The sequence below is a fragment of the Streptomyces sp. CC0208 genome, assembly GCF_003443735.1.
Taxonomy (GTDB): domain Bacteria; phylum Actinomycetota; class Actinomycetes; order Streptomycetales; family Streptomycetaceae; genus Streptomyces; species Streptomyces sviceus.
Genome location: NZ_CP031969.1, coordinates 4394220 through 4416666, shown reverse-complemented (window position 1 = coordinate 4416666; position 22447 = coordinate 4394220). Strand labels below are relative to the sequence as shown.

The following is a 22447-nucleotide window of genomic DNA, read 5'->3' as shown; positions in this document are numbered from 1 at the left end:
CGCACCGCAAGGCGAGGAGCCCGAGGACACACCCAATGCGCGGGTGGCGGAATAGGCAGACGCGCTGGATTCAGGTTCCAGTGCCCGAAAGGGCGTGGGGGTTCAACTCCCCCCTCGCGCACCACGGAGCACCGACGAAAGTGCTCTGGTTGCACCGACGAAACGGGCCCATCGTGATCACGATGGGCCCGTTTCGCTATGCCCGGGCAGGGCAGTCGACCTTTGTGATTGTTGATCTTTAGTGGGCTGTCGAAGTGTGGCCAGTCTCACTCATCGGGCTCGGTCTTTTCTGATGTCGACATCGGCCAGGGTGAGCAGTCGTGGGTCGTGTTGGCAGACCCCGAAGGCAATGAGTTCTGCATCCTCGGCCGACGGCGCCAGTAACCGGGTAAGGCGACGACCTGGTCGGTGACCGCCGCGTCAGGACAGCGCGAGAACGCAGAACTCGTGGCCCTCGGGATCTGTCAGGCACGTCCACGGGACGTCTCCCTGGCCGACGTCGAGGTCGCCGGCGCCGAGGTTCCGCAGCCGGGCAACCTCCGCTTCCTTGTCGTCTCCAGGGTAAGGAAGCAGGTCGAGATGGACGCGGTCCGGCACGGTCTTCGCGTCGGGCGTGCGGAGGAATCTGAAGTACGGGCCGACATCCTTGGCGGAGCGCAGCACCGCGTGCTCGTCGGTCACCTCGTGCGAGGTCCAGTCCATCGCCTCGCCCCAGAACCGGGCCATGGCCCGGGGATCCAGGCAGTCGACCACCACCGCGGCGATCGGCCCGGTGTCCCGATACATCTTCCGGGGCTCAAGCACACAGAACTCGTTGCCCTCCGGGTCGGCAAGTACCGTCCACGGCACGTCGACCTGACCCACGTCGGCGGGCGTCGCGCCGAGAGCCTTCAGCCGTGCGACCAGTTCCGCCTGATGGTCCACGGAGCGGGTGGCGAGATCGAGGTGCACACGGTTCTTTTCCGTCGTCTTGGCTTCCGGGACAGGAACGACATCGATGCCGACGACCACCGGGTCCGGCCAGACCAGGCCACCGGCAGGTCCGACGTAGGTGGTCACGCCGGGGTGGTAGGCGTGCCAGTCGAGCGCCTCCGCCCAGAACTCGCCGACCGCCGCGGGGGCGAGTGCCTTGATGATCACGTGAGCAGGTCGCAGCGCCATGCCGGTGATGCTAGCTACCACTGCGGGCTCAGCGCTTGAGAGTGAAGGTGAAGTCGTCGGAGACCTTGCCGCTCAGCCGGACCGTCGAAACGAGCTTCCCGTCCGTGATCAGTTTCTCGACCTCGGCCCGCGAAAGGCCGCAGCCCTCAGCGATCAGTCGCGCCGGTCGGACGGGTATCCGCGCCGCGAAGCGGACGGAGACGTCGACCACCTCGCGGTCCACGTGGCCCGATCCTTCGGTGTCGAGGCGCCAGGCGTCCGCCCAGTCGAGGTCGATGCGATTGCGGCGCCGCATGACCGGATCCTGGAGCAGCTCAGCTGCCAGGCCGGAGTCGTTGTCATGGAGTCGGTCCAGCAGTTCGGGACGTACGGATCGCACGTTCATCCGCTCCATGACCGTGATCTTCGTGGTCTCCCCGCAGGCCGTACAGAGCGCGAGGAGCCAGACGTCGAGCACTTTGTGGTTCGCGTTGATGCGAAATTTACCGCTTGTCCGGAAGCTGTCGGACGAGCACACGTGGCAACGACGGCGGATGAGCGGCAGACAGACAGGTTTGACCACCCAGTTTTCGAGCACAGAAGCACACCTGTTTCAGCGAGAAGTCCGCAGCAGAAAAGGGGAGTCACCGGTGGACTCGGGGTGACCTGCGTCGGTCGTACGCCGGCAGGCATGACGGACGTTACGGACGTCCGGCGCCCTGCGCGTCCACGACAGGTTTACCCGTCAGTACGCAGTGCGTTGACCTTCCTCCGCCGCGGTACGGCGTCGAGCCGTCGGCGGCCGAGGTCACCCGGTGGGGAAGGGAAGGGGAACGGGGCGGGAAGACCGCATTGCACAGTGGCGCGTATGTGTGCAGACTCCCCAAGAAGCCCGCAGTTCAGACTGCTCCTGGTGATGCCTGGTCACCAACTCGTGCGAAAAGGAGCCGAGTTGGGGTTCCACATCTGGTCGGTATGGGATCCGTCGCTGATTGAGGCCGACTTCGCACCGCGCATCGAGGAGTTCTCCGAACAGCTGCTGGCCACCGATTTCGACGATGAGACCAGCTTGCGCGCGACCATCTCGCGCACCGCGCAGAGCCATGGCATCGACGCCGTTCTGCACTGCGGACATGGCAGCTCCGTCCTGCCGGTGGTCCGGGAGGCATGGCGGCTGGGACTGTCTCCCAACCCTCCGGCGGTGTACGAACTGCTGTGGGCCGGTGAAGGGGACGACCGGGTCCCGGCAGAGGCTCCCAGGGTGGGCGTCGAGACACTGACGGTGAACGGTTCCCACCACGTACTGGGAATGACGGCTCAACGCACCACCGGGCCACCGCACTTCTTCGTGACGGGATACCTCCACCCGGCGCCGTTGACCGACGACGAGCAAAAGATCATCGGGGCACTGGTCGAGGAGCGGCTGACGGAGAGCGGATACCGTTCCGGCCCGGCCCACACGCAGGTGGCGTTGCTGCCCCACGGGCCGCGGATCGTGTCCTGCCGAGCGCACCCCGGGACCGACCGCATCCCCCTGCTCTTCGAGATTGCGCGCGGGTTCGACCTGGAGGCGGCGGTCTTCAGGGGTCTCCAGGGCAGCCGTCCGGTCGTGCCGAAGGCTTCCCGGTACGCGGAGGTCGGTTTCTTCCTGCTGCCCGAGGGGCGGCTGGAGACGTACACCGGCACGGAGGACATTGCCGTGACCCCGTGGGTCCGTGGAGCCCGCTTCCCGTACACCGTCGGCGACCGGGTCGCGCCGATCGGCGACCCACACGCCCGGCGCGCCTACGTGGTCGTCGAGGGGGACACCCCGGAGGTCACCCGCGAACGAGTCGCCAAGGCCCGACAGGACCTGGTGACCGACATCCGGGCGGCCACCCCATGACGCACACAAGGTAGTCATGTTTTCCTTCTGAATGTAGCGGCCTGGTGCACGTACTGCGCGAGATGATCTACGCTCCCGGTGACGTGTGTCCCATCTCATCGCTGACGGGGGAGGGCAAGGTGCGGGCCGCGACATCCAAAAATAGTGAAGACGAGACAAGTCCGAGGCCGGAATTCGCCGTTCTGGGTTCTCTGGAGGTGCGTAGCGGCGGCGACCTGATATCGATCAACGGGTCCTTGCAACGGCGCGTCCTCGTGACGCTGCTCCTGGAGGCCGGGCGCGTCGTGCCCGTCTCCCGTCTGGTGGCGGCCGGCTGGAACGAAGAACCGCCGGACAGCGCCGAGCATCAGGTGCGCAAGACGGTTGCCAAACTGCGCAGCCGCCTTCCTCACGGTCCCGACATCATCGTCACCGACGGGCCCGGATACCGCGCGGTCGTCGACACCGAGCAACTCGATCTGCTGCGCTATCAGGAGCTGTTGCGAGAGGTCAGGGCATCGCTGGACGCCGGGGAGGCGGAGCGGGCCGTCGCACAGTTGCGTGCTGCGCTGGCCCTGTGGCGAGGGCCGGTGCTGGCCGGTTCCGGCGGCCGTGTGGTCGACGCCGCCTCGACGGCTCTGGAGGAGCAGCGGCTCACCGCCGCCGAGCAGCTCTACGGTCTGTGCATCGACGCGGGCGAGGCCCCCGGGATAACGGGCGAGCTGCGTGTCCTCGTCGACGAGCATCCGCTGCGCGAGACGCTCCGCAGCCGGCTGATGCTCGCCCTCTACCTCTCCGGCCAACAGGCCGCGGCGCTCGACGAGTTCGCCCGTGCCCGAGATCACCTCGCGAACGAACTCGGCATAGACCCGAGCGCGGAGCTGACCGCGCTGCACGAGCGCATCCTGCGCCAGGACCCGTCGCTCACCCGCCCGGAACGCGCTGCGTCCCGTGCCCCGCACCAGGTGAACGAGGCTCCGCACGCCCTGCCCTTCGACGTGCCTGACTTCTCCGGACGCAGTGCGGAGCTGCAGTGGATCTGCGCTGCGGCCCGACGTGCCCCGGAGGGGTCGCCGACGGTCCTGTGCCTCGACGGCATGGGCGGCGGCGGCAAGACGGCTCTCGCCGTGCGGGCCGCCCATCAACTGGCCGAGCAGTATCCGCACGGCAGTCTTTTCATCGACCTGCACGGCTTCACGCCGGGCCAGACGCCGCTCGGCGCATTCCAGGCACAAGGAGACCTGCTCGCCGCAGCAGGCATCCCCAGCGAGGAACTGCCGGCGGTACCGGCGGGACGCGCCGCGCGGTGGCAGTCCTACATGAGGGGCCGTCGCATGCTCCTGGTGCTGGACAACGCCGCCAGCTCGGAGCAGGTGCGGGAGCTGATCCCCGCCTCGTCCGACAGCTTGGTCCTGATCACCAGCCGCCCACGGCTGACCGGACTCGACGGCGCCGAGTGGCTCACCGTGGGCGCCCTACCGGAGCTGGACAGCCACCAACTGCTGCGCAACGCCCTCGGCGCCGCACGTGTCGAGAAGGAACCGGCCGCGGCCCGTGAGCTGCTGCGGCTGTGCGGAGGACTCCCGCTGGCGGTCCGGATCGCGGCCGCCCGGCTGGCGAACCGTCCGCAATGGACCGTCCAGCGTCTCGTCGAACGACTGCGGGACCACAACCGGCGCCTGGACGAACTCACCAGCGAGGGCCGGGGGGTGGCGGGCGCGCTGCTGCTGTCGTACCAGTCCATGCCCAGGGAACAGCGGAAGGCCTTCCGGCTTCTGGGGCACCACCCCGGCCGCTACCTGGACACCGAAGAAGCCGCCGCACTGCTGGACACCGACGTCCTGACGGCCGAGGACGTGCTGGAAGGGCTGGTGGACGTACGTCTGTTGGAGGCCAGGGAGCCGGGGGTGTACGCGCTGCACGACCTGGTGCGCAGCTTTGTGCAACGCGTCGCACAGAGCGAGAAGTCGCCGGAGGACGGTCAGGCGGTGCGGCGTCTGATGGATCACTACCTCAACACGGCGCAACGTGCCTGCGACACGCTGTTTCCGGGACGGCGCCACTTCGGGGACGAGGAAGTCCGGGCAGACGAGTTCGACCACAAGGACAAGGCGCTCCAGTGGCTCGACCAACACCGCGACAGTCTGCTGGCGGCGGTGGACGCCGCGTATCACGAGGGACTGCTGTGGCACGCCGCGCGGCTGCCGCGTGAGTTGGGTTTCCACTCCAGCATCCGCGCCTATGACGCCAGCGCGAACGCGGCGCTGGAGAAGGGTGTCAGCGCGTCGCGAGAGCTCGGGGACCGGGCGTTGATCCGACTGAACCTGATGAATCTGGCCATGGGCAGGTGGCGGCTGGGGCAGTTGAGCGACGCGGTCGCCCGGCTGGAGGAAGCCGTGGACCTGTCCCGGCAGATGGAGGATGTGCACAGCGAGGCCGAGTGCCGGGCACGTCTGGGACAGGCATGCAACAGCATGGGGGAGCTGGAGCGCGCCCTGCAGCTGTGCCAGGAGGCCAACGCGCGCGCTCAGGAACTCGGCTTCACCCGGCTCGACGGCTCGTCCCTGAGCACCCTCAGCCTGGTCCAGGTGCGGCTCGGACGGTTCGACGAGGCGGCTGAGGCGGCGAAGCGGGCGGTGGCCATCTTCGACTCGATCAAGGAGATACAGCTCTCCGTGGACGCGCTGAGCAATCTCTCCCAGGCGATCGAGCGCCTCGGCCGCTTCGAGGAGGCCCTCAAATGTGCCGACGCCGCGCTGGAACGGTGCCAGCGCATGAGCATGCCCTCGGTACTGCCCCTCGTACTCGCCCGCAGAGCTGACGTGCTGGTCCGCATGGGAGAGCTGGAGGAGGCGGCGGACAGCGTCGACCACGCACTCGCCAAGGCCACCAGCAGCACCGACGACATCCACCGAGCCACCGTGCACCTCTCGGTCGGGCGCGTGCGATACGCGCAAGGAGACCTGGAGACGGCGCGGGCACAGCAGCTGCTGGCCCACGAGATCGCCTGCCGTATGGAGTTGCGCTACGACGAGGCGTGCGCGCTGTGGAGCCTCGGCCGTACCGCCGAGGCCCAGGGAGACTCGCAGATGGCCCAGCAGCACCGCTTGGCGGCAGACAACCTCTTCTCCCTCATGAAGGTGCCCGAGACGGCACGTTGAGCCCTGGGCGTCGGACGGCACCGACGCGGGAATCGGGCGGGTGCCCAGAGGGGAACGGGCGGGGAAGACAGATCGGAAGTATCAGCGGAGTCAAAAGGCCTTCCTTTCCAAAAGGAGTTCAGTCATGCGCTTCGCCCCTGTCGCCGCCGCCTCCGTCATCGCTCTCGGGGCACTTCTGGGGGGACTCACGGCCTCATCCGCTGCCGCCGCGCAGGGGAAGACGGTCGAGCAGCGCACCGCAGCCTCCGCCCCCGTAACGGCCCTCGTCGCTTTCGGGCCGGGCGACAACAACGGCAACGGCTGAGGGGGGTGGGCCGCAACAACTGGTTGCGGCCCACCCGTCCCACCCCGCATCGCATGCCTGTCCACATCCAGGGGGAACACAATGACCATTCGCGTGCTCATCTGTGACCAACTGCCCGTTATCGCGGACGGTCTCAGGACTCTCCTCGACGCAGTGCCGGACATCGACGTGATCGGTACCACGCACAACGGGATGGAAGCCATCGTTCTCGTGCGCACCACACGCCCCGATGTCGTGGTCACGGACCTGAACCTGCAGACCATCTCCGGCCTGGAGATGATCCGCAGACTCGGCAAGGAGGAGGAACCGCCCAGCGTCGTCGTGTTCACCGCGTCAGAGGACGACAAGACGGTCAGCGACGTGCTGCACGCCAGCGCAAGCTGTCTGCTCGGCAAGGACGCGAGCCCCCAGGAGCTGATCACCGCCATCCAGGCGGCAGCCGCCGGACAGACCATGCTCGCGCCCAGTATCGCGGCGCGCCTGGTCAGTTGGTTCCGTGCGCAACCGGAGCCCCAGGAAGCGGTGATGTGTCCGGAGGTGGCCGAACTGACCCCGCGGGAACGGGAAGTCACCCGCATGGTGGCGCTCGGCATGTCCACCGAGGAGGTGGCCAGCGAACTGATCATCGGTGAGGCCACGGTCCGTACGCATCTGTACCGAGTGCGCACCAAACTCGGTGTCCGCGACCGCGCCGAGCTGGTGTCGCTGGCCTACCGGACCGGTCTGATCCACTCGGCGGCCCAACCCCTTGGTGAGGAGAGGGCATTGGCGTTGGGAGGTCTGCGCGCCAGCTGACCCCTCACCGCCCGACGGTCGCCGGGGCCGCGGACCCCGTGCCGGCCTCCGCACGCCGCGCCGTGCGGAGGCGATCGGCGCCGACCGCCCGCCACAGCGCGGCCGGGTCGCCGTACCGGGCGGACTCGGCTGCGACCAGCCGGAAGTACCGGTGCAGACCTAGTTCTGCCGTCATCGCGCGTACGCCGCAGGTCTGCATGCTCAGCCGCACCACGTCACGCGCCGTCTCGGAGGCCATCGCCAGTGCCACGATCGGCGCGGTGCCGACCTCCTCGGGTACGGAGTCGACCAGCCAGGCACCCCGGTACACGGCCGCCCCGGTCGCGCGCAACGAGACCAGGGCGCGCGCCAAGGGGAAGGAGACAGCCGGGAGATCACGCAGCCTGGTGCCGAACTGCCGCCGGAAGCCGGCGTACCTCAACGCCATCTGATGCGCGCCCTCGGCGATGCCCAGCAGGTAGGCGGCTTGCCGCAGTCGCGCCCGGGCGAGTGGGCCGGTGGGCGAGCCGTCCAGGGGCCCGACCACGTTCGCCGCGGTGACCGGCGTACCGTCGAAGCGGACCACCGGCGGCCAGCAGCCGCTCTCCGTGCTGACACCGGCCGCCTCGCGCTCCACCGCGACGAGCACCGGCTCGGTACCTGTCCGGGTGGCTACCAGAAAGGTCCCGGCGCTCACGTCGTCGACCGTGGCCGTACCGGTCAGTGCCCAGCCGCCGGCCCGTGGGGGTGCGGTGACCCCGCTGCCGACCGGCAGTGCCTCCAGTCCGGCCAGCGCCGCGCCGGCCGGCGCGCTCATATCGGCCGCCAGCGCGTCGGCCCGGTAGGAATTGCCGCATGCCGCACGGCCGAGTTCCTCGCTGACCAGCACTCCGGCCGTGAGGCCGAGATCGAGGCCGCCGAGGGAGCGCGGGCGCTCGAAGTCGGCGGCGTCCAGTGCGTCGAGCACCGTCCGGGTCGGGCCGCGGACCCCGTCGGTGACCGGTGCGCCGTGCAGCTCCATCCGGGCGTCGACGCCGGCCAGGGCCGTACGCAGAGCCTTGCGCACCTGGGTGAAGAGCAGGTCGGGGCAAAGGTCCATGTCAGTGCTCTTTCTGTCCGAGGGAATCAAACGCAGCGGTCATGATCTGGAGCATCACCTCGGAGGTCCCCGCCGACAGCGTGAGTCCCGGCGCCTCCCGGTAGGCGGAGTCGAGGACCACAGCCGCCGCGGTCCGGTCGGCGCGCTGGTCGGACGTCGGGATGTCTGCGGCCCACGCCGCGATGCTCTGCGCTAGTTCGCTGCTGTGGTACTTGGCGACGGCCGCCGACACCTGGTCGACCTGACCGGCCGCGAGTCCGGTGAGAACCTCCCAGGCCAGGACGTGGTCGGCCGTCAGCGCGCCGTGCCAGCGACCGATCTGCTCGAGGCGGTCATCGTGCGGGGAGTCGGGGGCGCCGTCGATCAGCGCGTCCAGCGCTGCCTCGAACCAGCGCTCCGCCTTGAGGTAGTAGTCGAGTCCGGTGCGTTCGACGGCCAGAGCCTCGTTGAGCAGCGGCCACCCCTCGTCGCGCGGACCGAGCAGGTTGTCGCCCGGCACGGGAACCGAGTCGAGGTCCACCCGGTGGTAGTGCTCGTCACCGATACCGGGTATCACCGACACCGTCACACCGGGAGCGCCCATGTCGACCAGGAACAGACTGATGCCCTGGTACTTCCCGGCGCCCTGCGTCGTACGGGCCGCGCACAGCCCGAGGTCGACGAACCGCGTCTTGAGGCTGAACACCTTCGTGCCGGTGATCCGGTAACCGTCGCCCTCGGCCTCGGCCACGGCCCGCAGCGCACCGAGATCCGACCCCGCGTCCGGTTCGGTGTACAGCACCGAGGCGAAACTCTCGCCACGGGCCAGCGCGGGCAGGTAGCGGCGCTTCTGTTCTTCGCTGCCCGCCATGAGCAGGAACTGGCCCACGATCTGGATGGAGTTGACGTGAAACGTGTCCGGCACACCCGCGCGCACCAGCTCCTCGGCGACGATCGCGGCATCGGTCAGGGGGCGGCCCGCTCCGCCGAACTCGACAGGCCAGTGCACGGCGAGCAGACCCAGCTCGCCGAGCACACGGTAAAGCGGACGCGCGTCCGGCTCGACACCGTCCGCACCGCAGGCCTCGGCCGCCGCGGCCCGTATCCCGGCGGAGCGCAGCGCCTTGCGTACGTCCGCTCGGAACCGTTGCTGGTCTTCGGTGAACCCGATCCGCAAGGTATCTCTCCTCAGCTCAGGTGGTGAGCGCCTCTTCGAGCGCCGCGACGACCCGGCTCAACGCCGGTTCTGTGAACAGGGTGTAGTGGTCGCCGGGCACGCTCGCGGTCCGGAACGGGCCCGCACACACTGTCCGCCACTGCTCTTCCATGGCGATCCGGGGTGAGGCGCTGAGCACGGTGACCGGTCCGCCGTACGGGCCCGGCGGGCAGTACGCCTGCATGGACAGGGCGCAGTGCCGGAACGTCTCGTACCGGCGGGTCAGTTCCTCGTCGGTGAGCCCCAGGTCGATGCCGAGGTCCGTCAGTGTCCGTCCGACGTCGGCCACGCCGGCCGTCCGGTCCTCGAGGACCGCGTGCACCTCGGAGCCGTCGCGTCCCGTCAGCCTGGCGACGTCGTGCACGAACCGCTGCCGCACCGTTGTCTCGTCGAGGGGGAGGGGGTCCTCGTCGTAGGCGGCGTCCAGCAGGACCACCGGCGGCCGCTCCCCGGTCTTCTGCTCGATCTGCCGGGCGACCTCGAAGGCGAGCACACCACCGTAGGACCAGCCCGCCAGGCAGCACGACTGCGGCAGACCGGTCTCGATCAGGGATTGCGCGATCCTGACGGCACTCGCCGCGAGCCCCTCCCGCGGATCCACCCGGGTGTCGTCCGGATCGGCGGCGAAGCCGGTCACCCCGATGTCCTCACGCAGTGCCCTGACCAGGGGCACGTAACAGAACAGCTCCCCGCCCGACGGGTGCACAAGGATCACCTGCGAGGGACCCGACGCACGCATCACCACCGGCGCCCGGTCGACGCCCGGCACGGCGGTGCCGGCGGCTTCCTGGCCGGACGGGCACTCCAGCGCGGCGAGCGGATCACCGTCGTCGTAGCGCCCGGCGGCGCGGAGCGCGTCGATGGTGGCGGCGAGGTGGGCCACGGTCGGCGAGGCGAAGAAGTCGCCGAGGGCGATCTCCACCCCGAAGCCGCGGTGGATCGCCGACAGTAGCTGGACGGCCTGCAGGCTGTTGCCGCCGGCCAGGAAGAAGTCGTCGTGCACGCCGATCCGGCCGTCGCCCAGCAGGGGGGCGAGCACCTCGCCCAGCAGCCTGCGTTCCGTCGGGGTGAGCGACGCGTCGGCATACCCCTCGCCCGCACGGTCCACGTCCGGCGCCGGCAGCCTGCGCCAGTCGACCTTGCCGCTGCCGGTGAGCGGAAGCTCGGCGAGGACCACGAAGTACGACGGGATCATGTACGAGGGCAGGAGCGTGCCCAGGTACTCGCGCACCGACGGCACCTGCTGTTCGGTGACCCCGGTCAGATAGCCGACCAGATGCTTGTGTCCCTTGTCGTCGCTCCACGCCCGTACGCTGACCGGTCCGATTCCGCCGAAGCCGGTCAGGGCCGACTCCACCTCGCCCAGTTCGATCCGCAGTCCGCGGATCTTGACCTGCTGGTCGATCCGGCCGAGGAAGACCAGACGGCCGTCCGCCAGCCGCTTCACCAGGTCTCCGGTCCGGTACAGCCGTCCACCGGGCGCGGTGCCGAAGGGATCGGTGACGAACTTCTGCGCCGTCAGCTCGTCCCGGTTGAGGTAGCCACGCGCCAGGCCGGCGCCGCCGATCACGAGTTCACCCGGTACGCCGATCGGCACCGGGCGCAGGTCGCCGTCGAGCACGTGCGCCACATGGTTGGTCATGGGCAGGCCGATCGGCGGCGAGGCCTCCCAGGTGCCCGGGCACTCCTCGACGATCATCGTCACGGTGCACTCGGTCGGCCCGTAGCCGTTGAACAGCCGCCTGCCCGCGTTCCACCGGTTCACCAGTTCACCGCTGAACGCCTCGCCGCCGACGAACGCGATCCGCAGCTCGGTGAGCCTCTCCGGCACCAGCAGCGGCATCACGGTCGGGGGCAGGTCGATGACGGTGATGCCGGTCTGCTCCATCAGTGACTGGAGCCGGTCGACGGACAGCCGTTCCTCGTCGGTCGCCAGGCAGAGACGGGCTCCGGTGAGCAGCGCCGAGAACGTCTCGAACACAGAGACGTCGAAGGTGATCGAAGCGAACCCGAGCACCCGGTCGGCCGGTGTCAGGTCGAACAACTCCCGTGTCGAGTCGATGAAGTTGACGACACCGCGGTGCTCGAGGAGCACCCCCTTCGGTTTGCCGGTGCTGCCGGAGGTGTAGATGACGTACGCGACGTCGAAGGGCCGCGCCGCGAGCGGGGGGTTGTGATCGGGCAGCGCCGCCAGCTCCCCCCGGACGTCGTCCAGCGTCACGACGGGCACGTGCACCTCGGTCAGGGCCGGGCCGGCCTCGGCGTGCGCGATCACCACCCGCAGGTCGGCGTCGGCGGCGATCTCCGCGACCCGCCCGGAGGGATGCGACGGGTCGAGCGGCACATAGGCCGCGCCCGTCTTGAGCACCGCGAGCATCGCGGTCGGCACGTCCGCGGTCCTGCGCAGGCAGAGGCCGACCCGAGTGCCCGCCTGGACGCCGCGCCGGCGCAGCAGGGCGGCGAGCCGGTTCGCCTGAGCGTTGAGTTCGGCGTAGCTGGTCTCGACGCCGTCGACGACGACCGCCACGCTGTCCGGGGACTTCTCGACACGCGCCTCGAACTCGGCCACGACGGTGGATTCGCGTATCGGCCGCACCGGTCCCCGGGCGGCTCGGGCCAGGAACTCCTTCTCCGCCGGGCTCAGCATCTCGGCGGTGGACAGGGGGGCGTCCGGGGCCGCGGTCAGGGTGTGCAGCAGTCCGTCGTAGTGCCGGGCGAACCTGGCGATGCTCTCGGCGTCGAACAGGTCCGTGTCGAAATCGATGGCGAGGTGCGGGCCGGTGCCGGCATCGGGCTGCTCCACCAGGGTCCAGCTCATGTCGAACCGGGCGGTGCCGGTCCCGACCTCCTCCCGTGAGGCGTTCAGGCCGGGCAGGTCCGGCGGGCGGACCGCGTGCTCCGCGCCGAACACGATCTGGACGACCGGTGGGCGAGACGGGTCGACGACCGGATCGACCGCGGCGACCAGCTCACCGAACGGCAGACCGCCGTGCTCGGACGCCTCGCGCGTCACCCGCCCGACCCGGTGGACCAGTGCGCGGAAGGTCGGGTCACCGGAGAGGTCCGCGCGCAGCACCTGCATGTCCGTGAAGAGACCGATCACCGAGGACACGGTGTCGTGCCGCCGGGTCTCGACGGGCGAGCCGATCACCAGGTCGTCCAGGCCGGTGTAGCGGTGCAGCAGGCTGAAGAACGCGGCGACGAGGACGTCGAACGGGCTCGTGCCCTCCTGCCGGGCCAGCTCCGCCGCCCGCTCCAGGGCCTCGTGTCCGAGGGGGAAGTCAGCCCTGCCGCCCGGTCGGATCCGCTTCTCAGCCCGTGGCCGGTCGGTAGGGAACTCCAGTACCTCGGTACCCGCCAGCCTGTCGCGCCAGTACGCGGTGAGCTCGTCCAGGCCGCCGGCGAGGCGGTCGCGCTGCCACACCGCGTAGTCCGGGTACTGCACGGGCAGGTCGGGCAGCCGCGGTGCGTCGCCCTCGCGCGACGACCGGTAGAACTCGGCGAGTTCACGCAGCAGCAGGTCACGCGACCGCGCGTCGCAGACGGCGGCGGGTACGCCGAACACGAACAGATGGTCTTCCGGCGCCACCCTGACCAGCATGGCACGCCACATCGGCGTACGGCGCACGTCGAACGGGGTCCCGATCCACTGCTCGACCAGGGCCCGAGCCGCGGCCAGCCGCTGCCCGTGGTTCTCGCCCTCCGCTTCGAAGCAGGGCACCTCGACCGGGACCTGAGCCACGACGACCTGCATCGGGCCGCCCTCGCGCTGCACGATCGAGGTCCGCAGCGCCTCGTGTCTGGTCACCACCGCGGAGAGCGCGGACTGCAACGCCTGCGCGTCCAGCTCACCCCGCAGCCGCAGGCACAGCGCAGTACCGGGGACGCCCGGTTCCGGGTGGCCCAGGATCCGGAGTGACTGCTGCTCGTACGACAGCGGCGTCGGGCCCGTGTCACCGCGCGAGGTCGGGCCCCGCCTCGCCGCGGCCTCCGCATGCTCCTTGAGCCGGGTGAGGAACTGTGCGCGGCGCTGATCGGGCAGCGCGGCCAGGCGCTGGGCCATGTCTGTCACCTGAGACTCCTTATGCGCGGTGGTGCGTCGGCCACCCGGCCGTCCGATCGCGCCGGCAGGTGTGCCAACTCCGAGATGGCGGTGGTCAGCACGTCGATGCCGCGCTGGTAGTCCGAGAGCACGATGTGCTCGTCGTCGGCGTGGTCGAGGCTGCTGTCGCCCGGGCCGTAGGTCGCCATCGGGATGTCCCAGACCTCGGCGAGCGTGTTCATGTCGGAGGTGGCTGTCTTCACCGCAAGGCGCGGTCGGGCGTGCAACCGCCGGATACCGGACACCAGCGCGCGGACGGCCGGGTCGCCCCGTCGCACGCGGCAGGCCGCCACCGAGTTCAGCACGTCCAGATCACCGGCCGGCAGGCGGTCACGCAGCTCGCGCACGAACGCGTCGACGTCGAATCCAGGGGGAAGGCGGACGCTGAGGTCCGCCGTCGCCGTGGTCAGGTCGCCGTTGAGCCGGCACAGGGTCGCGCCGGGCTGGTCGAACACGCCGTGGCTCGCGTCCGGGCCGAGCAGCTCGACCAGCGCCTGCCAGGACGCGGCGGCCAGTTCGGACGCCTTCGGCAGCGGGTTGCTCGGGTGCGTGGCGGGGCACTTCACGGTGTAGCGCAGGTCGAGCTTGCCCTTGTACCCGAGCACCACGCTCGACCAGCCGCTCGGTTCACCGATGATCAGCGCGTCCGGCCGGTCGTGGGTGGCCCGGATCGCCATCGCTCCGCGGGACCGCGGGGTCTCCTCCTCGACGACGCCGATCACCACGATCCGGCCGGTGAAGTCCGCCGCCCCGGCCGCGGCGCAGATCATCGCTGCGAGCGGCCCCTTCGCGTCCACGGCGCCTCGGCCGTAGAGCCGGCCGTCCTCGGAGCGGACGGGGAGATGGCCCGGGACGGTGTCCATGTGCCCGAGGAGCATCAGGGTCGGGCCGACACCCCGCTCGATCACGCCGATCACATTTCCCACACCGTCGATGTGCGCCTCGAACCCCAGGTCCGCCATCGCCTCGGCCAAGTAGTCGGCCAGCGCCCGCTCCTGATAGGACGAGGAGGGGATCTCCAGCATGTTGCGCAGCAGTCCGGCGGCGTACGTCTCGGTGACGGCGCCGGAGGAGGTGAACGCCCAGTTCATCGTTGCGCTCGTTCCAGTAGATGGTCGACGATGAAACCCGCGACATCGATCCGGTCGCCGTGCGCGGATTGGAAACCGGCGAACTCGACCCGGTGGTTGACCTCCAGGACCAGCAGCCGACCGTCCTGGTCCTCGATCAGATCGACTCCGGCGATCTCGGCACCTACGGCGGCGGCCGCGTCGAGGGAGAGTTTGCTGATCTCCGGTGTCACCTCGCACGGCCGGGCCTCTCCGCCGAGGGCCACATTGGTACGCAGGGACTCGCTGGTCCGGTAGACGGCGCCCAGCACCTGACCACCGACCACGATCACCCTGATGTCCCGGCCCGGCTTGTCGATCAACTCCTGGACGTACGCGAGGTGCGACTGCGGGCCGGGCAGCGCGGCGGCGTACTCGAGCACACCTTCCGCGCCGGCGCGGTCGGGCAGCCGGACCACCAGCCGGCCCCACGAGCCGACCAGCGGTTTGATCAGCGCCGGGTAGCCGAGCGAGTCGAGGGCGTCCAGCGCGGCCTGCGGAGTGAGGCCGAGCGCGGTGCGTGGGGTCGGCAGCCGGGCCGCCTGCAGGACCATGGTGGTGCGCCACTTGTCGCCGCACGCCTCGGTGGCCTCCGCGCTGTTGACCACCTCGACTCCCGCCGCGGCGAGGCTGTGGGCCGCGTAGGCCGCACGTACCTGTCCTATCTCGCGATTCAGCGCGAGATTCCAGGGCATGTCGCGCTGTCCGGCCAGAAACCACTGCCGGCGCGTGTCCAGGTGGTCGAAGGGCACACCGCGCCGGTCGAATGCGTCGAACAGCCTTTTCTCGTCCGCACCGACCCGACTGGCGAGTATGGCGATCTTGTGGCCACTTGGGCGCTCTGATGCCGCTGACACATGACCTCCGTATTAGGGCCACCGGTTCACCGGGTGACATACCGGTCTGCCGCGTGAAAGGAAACTACGAGCGCGCCGGCGCCGTGTGCGTCCGCATCCGGATCATTCGTGGGGTCGCATTGTGTTGACCTTTGGTCCCGCGGTTGCGAATTCTGATTACCGCACCCAGGTCGCCGCCATGTCACTCTCGAATTGATTCGAATGCCTGCCGCGAGGTTCACGGCCGACACGGAAGAGGGGGAAAACGTGGTACATCAACCGGAGCGGATCCCGGTGCTCGCGCTATGGAGCGCCCCACGCTGTCGCTCCACCGCCTTCGCGCGGATGATGACCGAGCGGGGCGACCGCGCCGTGGTGCACGAACCGTTCTCCCGGGTCGTCGACTTCGGTGAGGTGGAGGTCGGCGACACCGTTGCACGCAGCGAGCGGGACGTGCTCGCGGCGCTGCGCGCCATGGCCGCCGGAACGCCGGTGTTCTTCAAGGACACCACGGATTTCCGTTACCCGGCGCTCCTCGCGGACGAGGCCTTCCTGTCGGCCGCGACCCATACCTTCATCATCCGTGAGCCGGCCGAGGCCATCGCGTCGCACCATGCGCTCAACCCGGACCTCGGCCGCGACGAGATCGGCTTCGCCCGACTGTACGAGATCTTCACGGCCGTGGAGACCGCCACCGGCAGCACGCCGGTGGTGATCGACTCGGACGATCTGCTCGACCGGCCGGCCGACACCGTGCGGGCCTATTGCGCGGCGGTGGGGATCGACTTCCTTCCGGAGGCGCTGAATTGGGCGCCGGGCATGCGGTCGGAATGGCGGTCGACCAGCAAGTGGCACAAGTCGACCAGTGAGACGACCGGATTCAAGCGGGTCAGGAGCGGCGGAGCCGAGGTGGTCGCGGCGGACCCGGTGCTGCGTTCCTACCGCGATTACCACCAGCCGTACTACGAGAAACTGCGCGCCGTCGCGCTCCGGCCGTGACCATGCCGACCGGAATCATCAACATGATTACCCGGAGAGTCCGCCGCACAGTAATTCTGCTGGGCAGGGTAGTTGCGGTGCGGACGAAAAGCTTGAACGACCGGGCTAGGTTTGGGACATAAGACGGTGCTTCAATGAGGTGGATCACTTGACGGGTATTTCGGTGTTCTCCGCCAGGACACGCCTGTGCGAACCGGTGGACATTTCCGGCCATCGCAACAATGTCGCCGTCTCCGCTGCCGCGGAGACCAAGGCGGGAGCATTCAACGTATGGGGAAACTCGTTCTCGGCCGAGCACCTGCCTGCGGGCGAGAGCCTCGTGAACGTGGACGGCGTTCCCTTCGAGTTCCCTCCGCTCTGCGAGGGACCGGACAACATCCGCTGTGCCGGACAGTTCATTCGTGTGCCTGAAGGCCGTTACGACTGGATCCACGTCCTGGCGGCGTCCGAACGGCGCTGCGAGGACACCGTCGAGCTGATCTTCGCCGACGGATCGGTCGACGCGGAAGCACTGCGGGTCTCCGATTTCTGGGCGGCGCCGGCGTGGTTCGGCGAGGTCAAGGCATTCGAGAGCCTCGTCATGCACTATCCGCACCACGTGCAGCGAGGCATTCCCGCGGTCATGTGGGCGCAGCGGGTGCCGGTCACCCGGCGGGCCGGTCTGACCGGCATCGTGCTGCCGCGCAACGTGGCGATACATGTCTTCGCGGTCACCCTCCAGCGGACGGAGCCCTGAGATGACCGTCGACACGACGACACGCACTTACATGATCACCGGACCGGAACCCGAGTTGTGGTACCGCGACCTCATCAGCTGCCTGCAGTCCACCTTCGGTTCGGTACTGGCACGGGCGGGCGCCGATCCGCTGGCCGTGCTCGGCGCGGGCTGGCGGTTCCTCCACCTGCCGGGCGACGTCAGGTCCGAGGAGTTCTACTACCCCTGCCCCGCCGACGAATCCGGTGGCACCGATCTGGGTGCCGCGCTCGCACCCCACCACGAGCTGCACGCGCGCTGGTGGCAGCCTGCCGACGAGGACGACCTCTGGCGGGAGGTGCGCGAGACGCTGGCCGAGGACCGGTTGGTCATCGCCGCCGTGGACAACTTCTACCTGCCGTTCCGACCCGCGTACCAGGACGTGCACGCTGCACACCTCGTGATCGTCTACGGACTGGACGAGACGCGCGGGGTGGTCCATGTCTCGGACGCGATGCCGCCCGCGTTCCGCGGTGCCGTCCCGATCGAGGACTTCCTGCGCAGCTGGGGCTCGGCGAACCCGTCCGACGTACAGGACGCCTTCTTCAGCGACTCAGGGATCGGCCGGCGCTGCCTCGACGTCCGCCTCGACGCCCCGGCCGGGCCCCTGACGCCCGAACTGCTCGGCGGTTTCCTGCGCACCGACGTCGACGGCTTCACCACGGCCACCCCGGCCCGTACCGGTCTCGCCGGGTACGACGAGTTCGCCGCGGAACTCCTCGACCGGTGCCGGGCCCAAGACGCCGGCGCACTGCGCGAGCTCTATCCCTTCGGCTGGGGCATGCAGGCGCAGGCATCCCTGCACGGGGAGCTCCTGCGCCGCTGCGGCAGCCGCTGGGACGACCCGGCGCTCGCCGCGGCCGGACGGGCCGTCGAGTCCGTCGCGCACGCCTGGACCGGCCTGCGCTTCACCGGTGCGCACGGGCTCGCGGACCCGCGCGCCGCCGCACCCGACATCGCGCGCCATGTCACGCGACTGCGCGGCGCCTACGCCTGCGCGGTCGATGCCGTCGGCGCGGCGGCGGGCCGGCTGTGAGCGCGTACGCATCGACCACCGTGACTTTGCGGAGTGGAGAGTGATGAGCAAGCTGGCAGCGCTCGGCGGCACCGCGGCCGTGCCGACGAATCGGCGTCACGTGCCGTGGCCCCTGGTGCAGGACGAGGACCGCAAGGCGGTCCTGGACGCGCTCGACGGGGCGAGACTGGTGTCCGACACGGACGGCGTGAACCCGGTGTCCGCTCTGGAGGAGGCGTGGGCCCGCCGCTTCGGTTTCGAGCACTGCGTCGCAGTGTCCAACGGCACCGCGGCGCTGTCCGTCGCGCTGGCCGCGCTCGGTGTCGGACCGGGGGACGAGGTGATCGTGCCCGCACTGAGCTTCATCGCCACCGGGCTGGCACCGGTGCACCAGATGGCCGTTCCGGTGTTCGCCGACATCGACCCGGTCACCTTCAACATCGACCCGGACGACCTGGAGCGCCGGATCACGGCCAGGACCAGGGCGATCATCCCGGTGCATCTGCACGGCGCGCCCGCCGACATGGACCGGATCACCGAGATCGCGCGCAGGCACGGGCTCGCGGTGATCGAGGACGCCGCGCAGGCTCCCGGTGCGACCCACCGTGGCCGACCGGTCGGCGGGATCGGTGCCGCCGGCGCCTTCAGCCTCCAGGTCAGCAAGAACATACCGACCTGCGGTGAAGGTGGCCTGCTGGTGACCCGCGACGCGGAACTGGCCGAGGCGATGCGCCGCGGCAGGCAGTTCGGCGAGGTGATCGAAGCCGGTCGGGAACGGGACTACATCTCGTACGGCCTGGGTTGGAACCACAAGATGAACGCGCTCCAGGCCGCGTTCACCATCGCGCAGCTCGACCGGTACGACGAGTACGAGCGTGCGCGGCAGCACAATGTCACCGAGTTCCTTGCCCGGCTCGCACAACTGCCCGGTCTGCGAGTGCCGACCGCGTTGCCGGACACCACCCACGCCTGGCACATCCTGCGGTTCCGGTTCGACCCGGCCGCGTTCGGCCTGGACGGGGTGCGACCCGAGGCACTGCGCGGGGCCCTGCGGCGGCTGCTGCGCGCCGAAGGCGTACCGATGTCGCAGTACCAGCTCATGCCGCTGCCCGACCAGAAGGTGTTCACGGACCGCGCCGGCTTCGGCTCGGGCTACCCGTGGGCCGTGACCGGCGCACCCGGAACGGTCGCAGGTGAGGGCTACCCGGTCACCCGCGCGGTCATCGCCGACTCCCTGACCCTCCAAAAGCGCCACCTCCATCCCGAAGCGGGTGAGCTGCTCGGCCTGTACGCGGACGCCTTCGAGAAGGTGTGGGCGAACCGCGACATGGTGGCCACGTTCGCGAAGGCGGCTTCATGAACGCGACCCCGGTCCTTGAGCGGACCTCTCTTGCCTCGGTCGCCGCACGCATCCGCGCGCACGTCGTCGACATGTGCGCGGGGCCCGAAGGCGGGCATCTCGGCGGCGCGCTCTCCTGCGCGGACGTACTCGCCGCGCTGTACTTCTCGGTGCTGAACGTGGACCCGCGGCGTCCGGACGACCCGGATCGCGACCGCTTCCTGCTCAGCAAGGGCCACGCCGCTGTCGGCCTCTACGCCACGCTGGCCGAACGCGGCTTCTTCCCGGTCGAGGAACTCGCCGGGTACGGACGCCCCGGCAGCAGGCTGATGGGCCATCCGGTGCGCGCGGTGCCCGGTGTGGAGCTGCCGACCGGATCACTCGGCCACGGACTCGCGCTGGGTTGCGGGTTCGCGCTGGGCGCCCGGTACGCGGGCCGCTCCGCGCGCAGTTTCGTCCTGCTCGGCGACGGCGAGCTGCAGGAAGGCTCGGTGTGGGAGGCGGCCATCGCGGCCGTGTCGCTGCGCCTTGACCGGCTGGTCGCCGTGGTGGACCGCAACGGGCTGCAGTTGACCGGCCGCACCGACGCGATCGCGCCGATGGAACCGCTGGCCGACCGCTGGCGCGCTTTCGGCTGGGCCGTCCGCGAGGTGGACGGGCACGACCCGGACGAGCTGGCGGCGCATCTCGGCTCCACACCCTGGGAGCCGGGCAAGCCGAGTGTGCTGATCGCCCGCACGGTCAAGGGCCAGGGGCTGCCGTTCCTCGCCGGCCGCAGTGCCAGCCACTACGTGACGCTGTCGCCGCGCAACCACGCACGGGCCCTCCGCGGGCTGCGGGCCGCGGAGGACGCCGCATGAGCCGCGCGACTCGGGAGGCGTACAGGGACAGCCTGCTTCCGCTCCTGAAGCGGCATCCCGAGCTGATGTGCCTGGACTCCGACACCGGCCTGTTCAACGCCGAGTACGCCGCGGCGGCCGGCGACCAATACCTCAATGTCGGCATCGCCGAACACAACCTGATGGGCGTGGCCGCGGGGATGGCCGCGTGCGGACGGGTCCCGTTCGTCAACACGATGGCCGCCTTCGCGACCTCCCGGGCCCTGGAAGCGATCAAGATCGACATCGCCTACAACCGGCTGCCGGTCCGCATCATGGCCACCCACGGCGGCCTCGCCGCGGGGCACCTCGGTCCGACGCACCAGGCACTGGAAGATCTCGCGGTGATGCGGGTACTGCCCTCGATGACCGTGGTGGTGCCCGCCGACGCCGCCGCCACGGAGGCGTTCGTCGAACAGAGCCTGGACCTGCCCGGACCGCTCTACGTCCGGCTCGGCCGCAAACCGACCCCCGAACTGCCGGCTGCCCCGCCGCCGGTCATCGGGCGGGCGCAGACGCTGCGGGAGGGCGGCGACGTGGTGCTCGCCTGCTGCGGCCCGTACCCGGTGCTCGCCTGTCTGGCCGCGGCGGACGTCCTCGCCCGGCAGGGGATTGAGGCCACGGTCCTCAACATGCACACCCTGCGGCCGTTCGACACGGAGACGCTGGTGGCCGCGGCCCGGCCGGTGCCGCTCGTCGTGACGCTGGAAGAGCACTGGCGCGGCGGCGGCCTCGGTGGTGCGGTGGCCGAGACCCTGGCGGAGGTAGCGCCCACCCGGGTGCTGCGGCTGGGCATGCCGGACCAGTTCGTCGACGAGGTGGGCAACCAGGAACACCTCGTCGCGCATTACGACCTCACCGCGGAGCGGGTCGTGAGGGCGGTCCGTACCGCTCTCGACATCGCGGCCCGCCCCGGGAAGATCGATCGGAAGGAACTCATCTCATGACCACGACCACTGCACAGGCCTGCCCGGGCTGTGAGGAGCCGGTACAGATCGGCGAATCCGTGCGGCTCAACGAAATCCTGGAGTGCGTGGGCTGCCGCGTCGAGCTGGAAATCGTGGCGCTGAGCCCTCTCGTGCTCGCCGTCGCACCCGAGGTCGAAGAGGACTGGGGCGAGTGATGGCCGCAGCGATGATCAGTGCAGAGCTGACCGGCGACGTGGCGCTCGCCGCGATCAAGGACCTGTCCGAGTCCGGTGCCCATCTCGTCCGGCACAACGACTTCTCGACCCTGACAGGCGTCCGTCCCGCCGACTGGGCGCGTTTCGCCGAGAACTGGGAGGTTCTCCGGCGCGACCCCTACATGGCCGACGGCGGCACCTATCGCTACCGCAGGTACGGCCAGTTCGACCTCGACATGGAAACCGGTGACCTCACCCGGCTCCCGCACGGTCCGTACCGTCAGGAGGCTGACGTCAACAAGTTGCACGGCGGCGTCGACCGGGTTTACGAACCGCTCACCGAGGCGTTCGTCGGCGACCCCGTTCTGCGCAACGTGCTGGTGAGGCCGGCCGAGATCTTCAGCCGTGTCGACGGCACCACGAAGTGGAACATCAAGGTGACCCCGATCCGGACCACCGCCACGAAGGACGAGGCCGGTGAGCCCACTCCGGAGGGCCGGCACAGGGACGGCGTCACCTTCATCACGTCCCTGATGATCGGTCGCCGCAACCTGACCGGTGGGGAGAGCGCGGTGTACGCGGAAGACGGCGAACTTCTCGTCACCACAACGCTCCGTGAGCCCGGCGACATTCTGCTCAGTGACGACCGCCGCACCTACCACGAGGTCACGGCGGTGCGTACCGAGGACGCCGGTGAACCGGGCCACCGCGACGTCCTGATCATGGCCTACACCGCGCTGTGATCTCCGCCGCGC

The 22447-nt window shown here is 69.7% G+C and carries 19 protein-coding genes, 1 tRNA gene and 1 pseudogene; 14 read left to right on the top strand and 7 right to left on the bottom strand.

The features are described 5' to 3' along the window. The first annotated feature begins 37 nt into the window (after positions 1–37). Positions 38–124: transfer RNA gene (locus D1369_RS20225), tRNA-Leu, on the top strand. Between the two features lie 170 nt (positions 125–294). Next, positions 295–384, top strand: a pseudogene (locus tag D1369_RS43920) (VOC family protein); the annotation flags it as partial. 36 nt (positions 385–420) lie between these two features. On the opposite strand, the gene D1369_RS20215 reads toward D1369_RS43920, so the two are convergent. Together D1369_RS20215 and D1369_RS20210 are read right to left on the bottom strand one after the other, a co-directional pair. After that, the gene (locus D1369_RS20215; RefSeq protein WP_007383315.1) at positions 421–1161 is read right to left on the bottom strand and encodes a VOC family protein; all 741 of its coding nucleotides are present in this window, start codon (positions 1159–1161) and stop codon (positions 421–423) included. Between the two features lie 28 nt (positions 1162–1189). Further along, positions 1190–1738 (bottom strand): DUF1062 domain-containing protein, encoded by a 549-nt coding sequence (locus D1369_RS20210; RefSeq protein ID WP_007383316.1) that lies wholly within the window; start codon positions 1736–1738, stop codon positions 1190–1192. A 354-nt stretch (positions 1739–2092) separates the two neighbouring features. Between D1369_RS20210 and D1369_RS20205 the strand changes: the two genes are divergently transcribed. The 4 genes from D1369_RS20205 to D1369_RS20190 all read left to right on the top strand — a co-directional run bounded on the left by D1369_RS20205 (position 2093) and on the right by D1369_RS20190 (position 7264). Then, the gene (locus tag D1369_RS20205) at positions 2093–3025 is read left to right on the top strand and encodes a phosphoribosylglycinamide synthetase (protein WP_237557645.1); all 933 of its coding nucleotides are present in this window, start codon (positions 2093–2095) and stop codon (positions 3023–3025) included. Between the two features lie 236 nt (positions 3026–3261). Beyond that, on the top strand, positions 3262–6165 hold the full coding sequence (locus tag D1369_RS20200; protein ID WP_037903466.1) for a BTAD domain-containing putative transcriptional regulator: 2904 nt from the start codon (positions 3262–3264) through the stop codon (positions 6163–6165). A 124-nt stretch (positions 6166–6289) separates the two neighbouring features. After that, positions 6290–6469 (top strand): hypothetical protein, encoded by a 180-nt coding sequence (locus tag D1369_RS20195; protein ID WP_007383319.1) that lies wholly within the window; start codon positions 6290–6292, stop codon positions 6467–6469. A gap of 81 nt (positions 6470–6550) precedes the next feature. Further along, positions 6551–7264 (top strand): response regulator transcription factor, encoded by a 714-nt coding sequence (locus D1369_RS20190; RefSeq protein ID WP_050789724.1) that lies wholly within the window; start codon positions 6551–6553, stop codon positions 7262–7264. Between the two features lie 4 nt (positions 7265–7268). Here the strand turns inward: D1369_RS20190 and D1369_RS20185 are convergent, their stop codons facing one another. From D1369_RS20185 to lysX, 5 genes are read right to left on the bottom strand one after another with little or no spacing between them, the layout of a single operon-like run. Further along, entirely contained in the window at positions 7269–8342 is a 1074-nt protein-coding gene (locus D1369_RS20185) for an acyl-CoA dehydrogenase family protein (protein WP_007383321.1), read from the bottom strand. A gap of 1 nt (position 8343) precedes the next feature. After that, a complete protein-coding gene (locus D1369_RS20180) occupies positions 8344–9498 on the bottom strand; it encodes an acyl-CoA dehydrogenase family protein (RefSeq protein WP_007383322.1) in 1155 nt (384 codons plus the stop codon). A gap of 16 nt (positions 9499–9514) precedes the next feature. Beyond that, entirely contained in the window at positions 9515–13600 is a 4086-nt protein-coding gene (locus tag D1369_RS20175) for a non-ribosomal peptide synthetase (protein ID WP_118082556.1), read from the bottom strand. Positions 13601–13605: 5 nt separating this feature from the next. Beyond that, positions 13606–14730, bottom strand: a complete 1125-nt coding sequence (locus D1369_RS20170) for a M20/M25/M40 family metallo-hydrolase (protein WP_007383323.1) — start codon at positions 14728–14730, stop codon at positions 13606–13608. Beyond that, complete coding sequence (lysX, locus tag D1369_RS20165) at positions 14727–15605, bottom strand: lysine biosynthesis protein LysX (protein ID WP_007383324.1); 879 nt, start codon at positions 15603–15605, stop codon at positions 14727–14729. The genes D1369_RS20170 and lysX overlap by 4 nt, the downstream gene beginning before the upstream one ends. A 201-nt stretch (positions 15606–15806) precedes the next feature. Here lysX and D1369_RS20160 point away from each other — a divergent pair, with 201 nt between their 5' ends. From D1369_RS20160 to D1369_RS20125, 8 genes are all read left to right on the top strand, one after another. Continuing rightward, positions 15807–16583 (top strand): sulfotransferase family protein, encoded by a 777-nt coding sequence (locus tag D1369_RS20160; protein WP_202477038.1) that lies wholly within the window; start codon positions 15807–15809, stop codon positions 16581–16583. Between the two features lie 148 nt (positions 16584–16731). Further along, positions 16732–17319, top strand: a complete 588-nt coding sequence (locus D1369_RS20155) for a hypothetical protein (RefSeq protein WP_106433507.1) — start codon at positions 16732–16734, stop codon at positions 17317–17319. A gap of 1 nt (position 17320) precedes the next feature. After that, entirely contained in the window at positions 17321–18373 is a 1053-nt protein-coding gene (locus tag D1369_RS20150) for a BtrH N-terminal domain-containing protein (RefSeq protein ID WP_007383327.1), read from the top strand. A 43-nt stretch (positions 18374–18416) separates the two neighbouring features. Next, positions 18417–19712 carry a DegT/DnrJ/EryC1/StrS family aminotransferase gene (locus D1369_RS20145; RefSeq protein WP_037903472.1) on the top strand — a complete coding sequence of 432 codons (1296 nt, stop codon included), beginning with the start codon at positions 18417–18419 and terminating at the stop codon, positions 19710–19712. Then, a complete protein-coding gene (locus D1369_RS20140) occupies positions 19709–20551 on the top strand; it encodes a transketolase (RefSeq protein WP_037900777.1) in 843 nt (280 codons plus the stop codon). Before D1369_RS20145 ends, D1369_RS20140 begins: the two co-directional genes overlap by 4 nt. Then, positions 20548–21516, top strand: coding sequence for a transketolase C-terminal domain-containing protein (locus D1369_RS20135; RefSeq protein ID WP_037900779.1), 969 nt, complete (start codon positions 20548–20550; stop codon positions 21514–21516). Before D1369_RS20140 ends, D1369_RS20135 begins: the two co-directional genes overlap by 4 nt. After that, positions 21513–21692, top strand: coding sequence for a hypothetical protein (locus D1369_RS20130; protein ID WP_007383329.1), 180 nt, complete (start codon positions 21513–21515; stop codon positions 21690–21692). The genes D1369_RS20135 and D1369_RS20130 overlap by 4 nt, the downstream gene beginning before the upstream one ends. Further along, positions 21692–22435 carry a 2OG-Fe dioxygenase family protein gene (locus D1369_RS20125; RefSeq protein ID WP_202477039.1) on the top strand — a complete coding sequence of 248 codons (744 nt, stop codon included), beginning with the start codon at positions 21692–21694 and terminating at the stop codon, positions 22433–22435. Before D1369_RS20130 ends, D1369_RS20125 begins: the two co-directional genes overlap by 1 nt. Positions 22436–22447 lie beyond the last annotated feature (12 nt).

What these genes read in the sequence shown, in the direction of transcription:
- D1369_RS20215 (WP_007383315.1), bottom strand. Translation starts at nt 1,161, where the DNA reads ATGGCGCTGCGACCTGCTCACGTGATCATCAAGGCACTCGCCCCCGCG.
- D1369_RS20195 (WP_007383319.1), top strand. Translation starts at nt 6,290, where the DNA reads ATGCGCTTCGCCCCTGTCGCCGCCGCCTCCGTCATCGCTCTCGGGGCA.
- D1369_RS20190 (WP_050789724.1), top strand. Translation starts at nt 6,551, where the DNA reads ATGACCATTCGCGTGCTCATCTGTGACCAACTGCCCGTTATCGCGGAC.
- D1369_RS20185 (WP_007383321.1), bottom strand. Translation starts at nt 8,342, where the DNA reads ATGGACCTTTGCCCCGACCTGCTCTTCACCCAGGTGCGCAAGGCTCTG.
- D1369_RS20175 (WP_118082556.1), bottom strand. Translation starts at nt 13,600, where the DNA reads ATGGCCCAGCGCCTGGCCGCGCTGCCCGATCAGCGCCGCGCACAGTTC.
- D1369_RS20170 (WP_007383323.1), bottom strand. Translation starts at nt 14,730, where the DNA reads ATGAACTGGGCGTTCACCTCCTCCGGCGCCGTCACCGAGACGTACGCC.
- D1369_RS20160 (WP_202477038.1), top strand. Translation starts at nt 15,807, where the DNA reads ATGCCTGCCGCGAGGTTCACGGCCGACACGGAAGAGGGGGAAAACGTG.
- D1369_RS20150 (WP_007383327.1), top strand. Translation starts at nt 17,321, where the DNA reads ATGACCGTCGACACGACGACACGCACTTACATGATCACCGGACCGGAA.
- D1369_RS20145 (WP_037903472.1), top strand. Translation starts at nt 18,417, where the DNA reads ATGAGCAAGCTGGCAGCGCTCGGCGGCACCGCGGCCGTGCCGACGAAT.
- D1369_RS20140 (WP_037900777.1), top strand. Translation starts at nt 19,709, where the DNA reads ATGAACGCGACCCCGGTCCTTGAGCGGACCTCTCTTGCCTCGGTCGCC.
- D1369_RS20135 (WP_037900779.1), top strand. Translation starts at nt 20,548, where the DNA reads ATGAGCCGCGCGACTCGGGAGGCGTACAGGGACAGCCTGCTTCCGCTC.
- D1369_RS20130 (WP_007383329.1), top strand. Translation starts at nt 21,513, where the DNA reads ATGACCACGACCACTGCACAGGCCTGCCCGGGCTGTGAGGAGCCGGTA.
- D1369_RS20125 (WP_202477039.1), top strand. Translation starts at nt 21,692, where the DNA reads ATGGCCGCAGCGATGATCAGTGCAGAGCTGACCGGCGACGTGGCGCTC.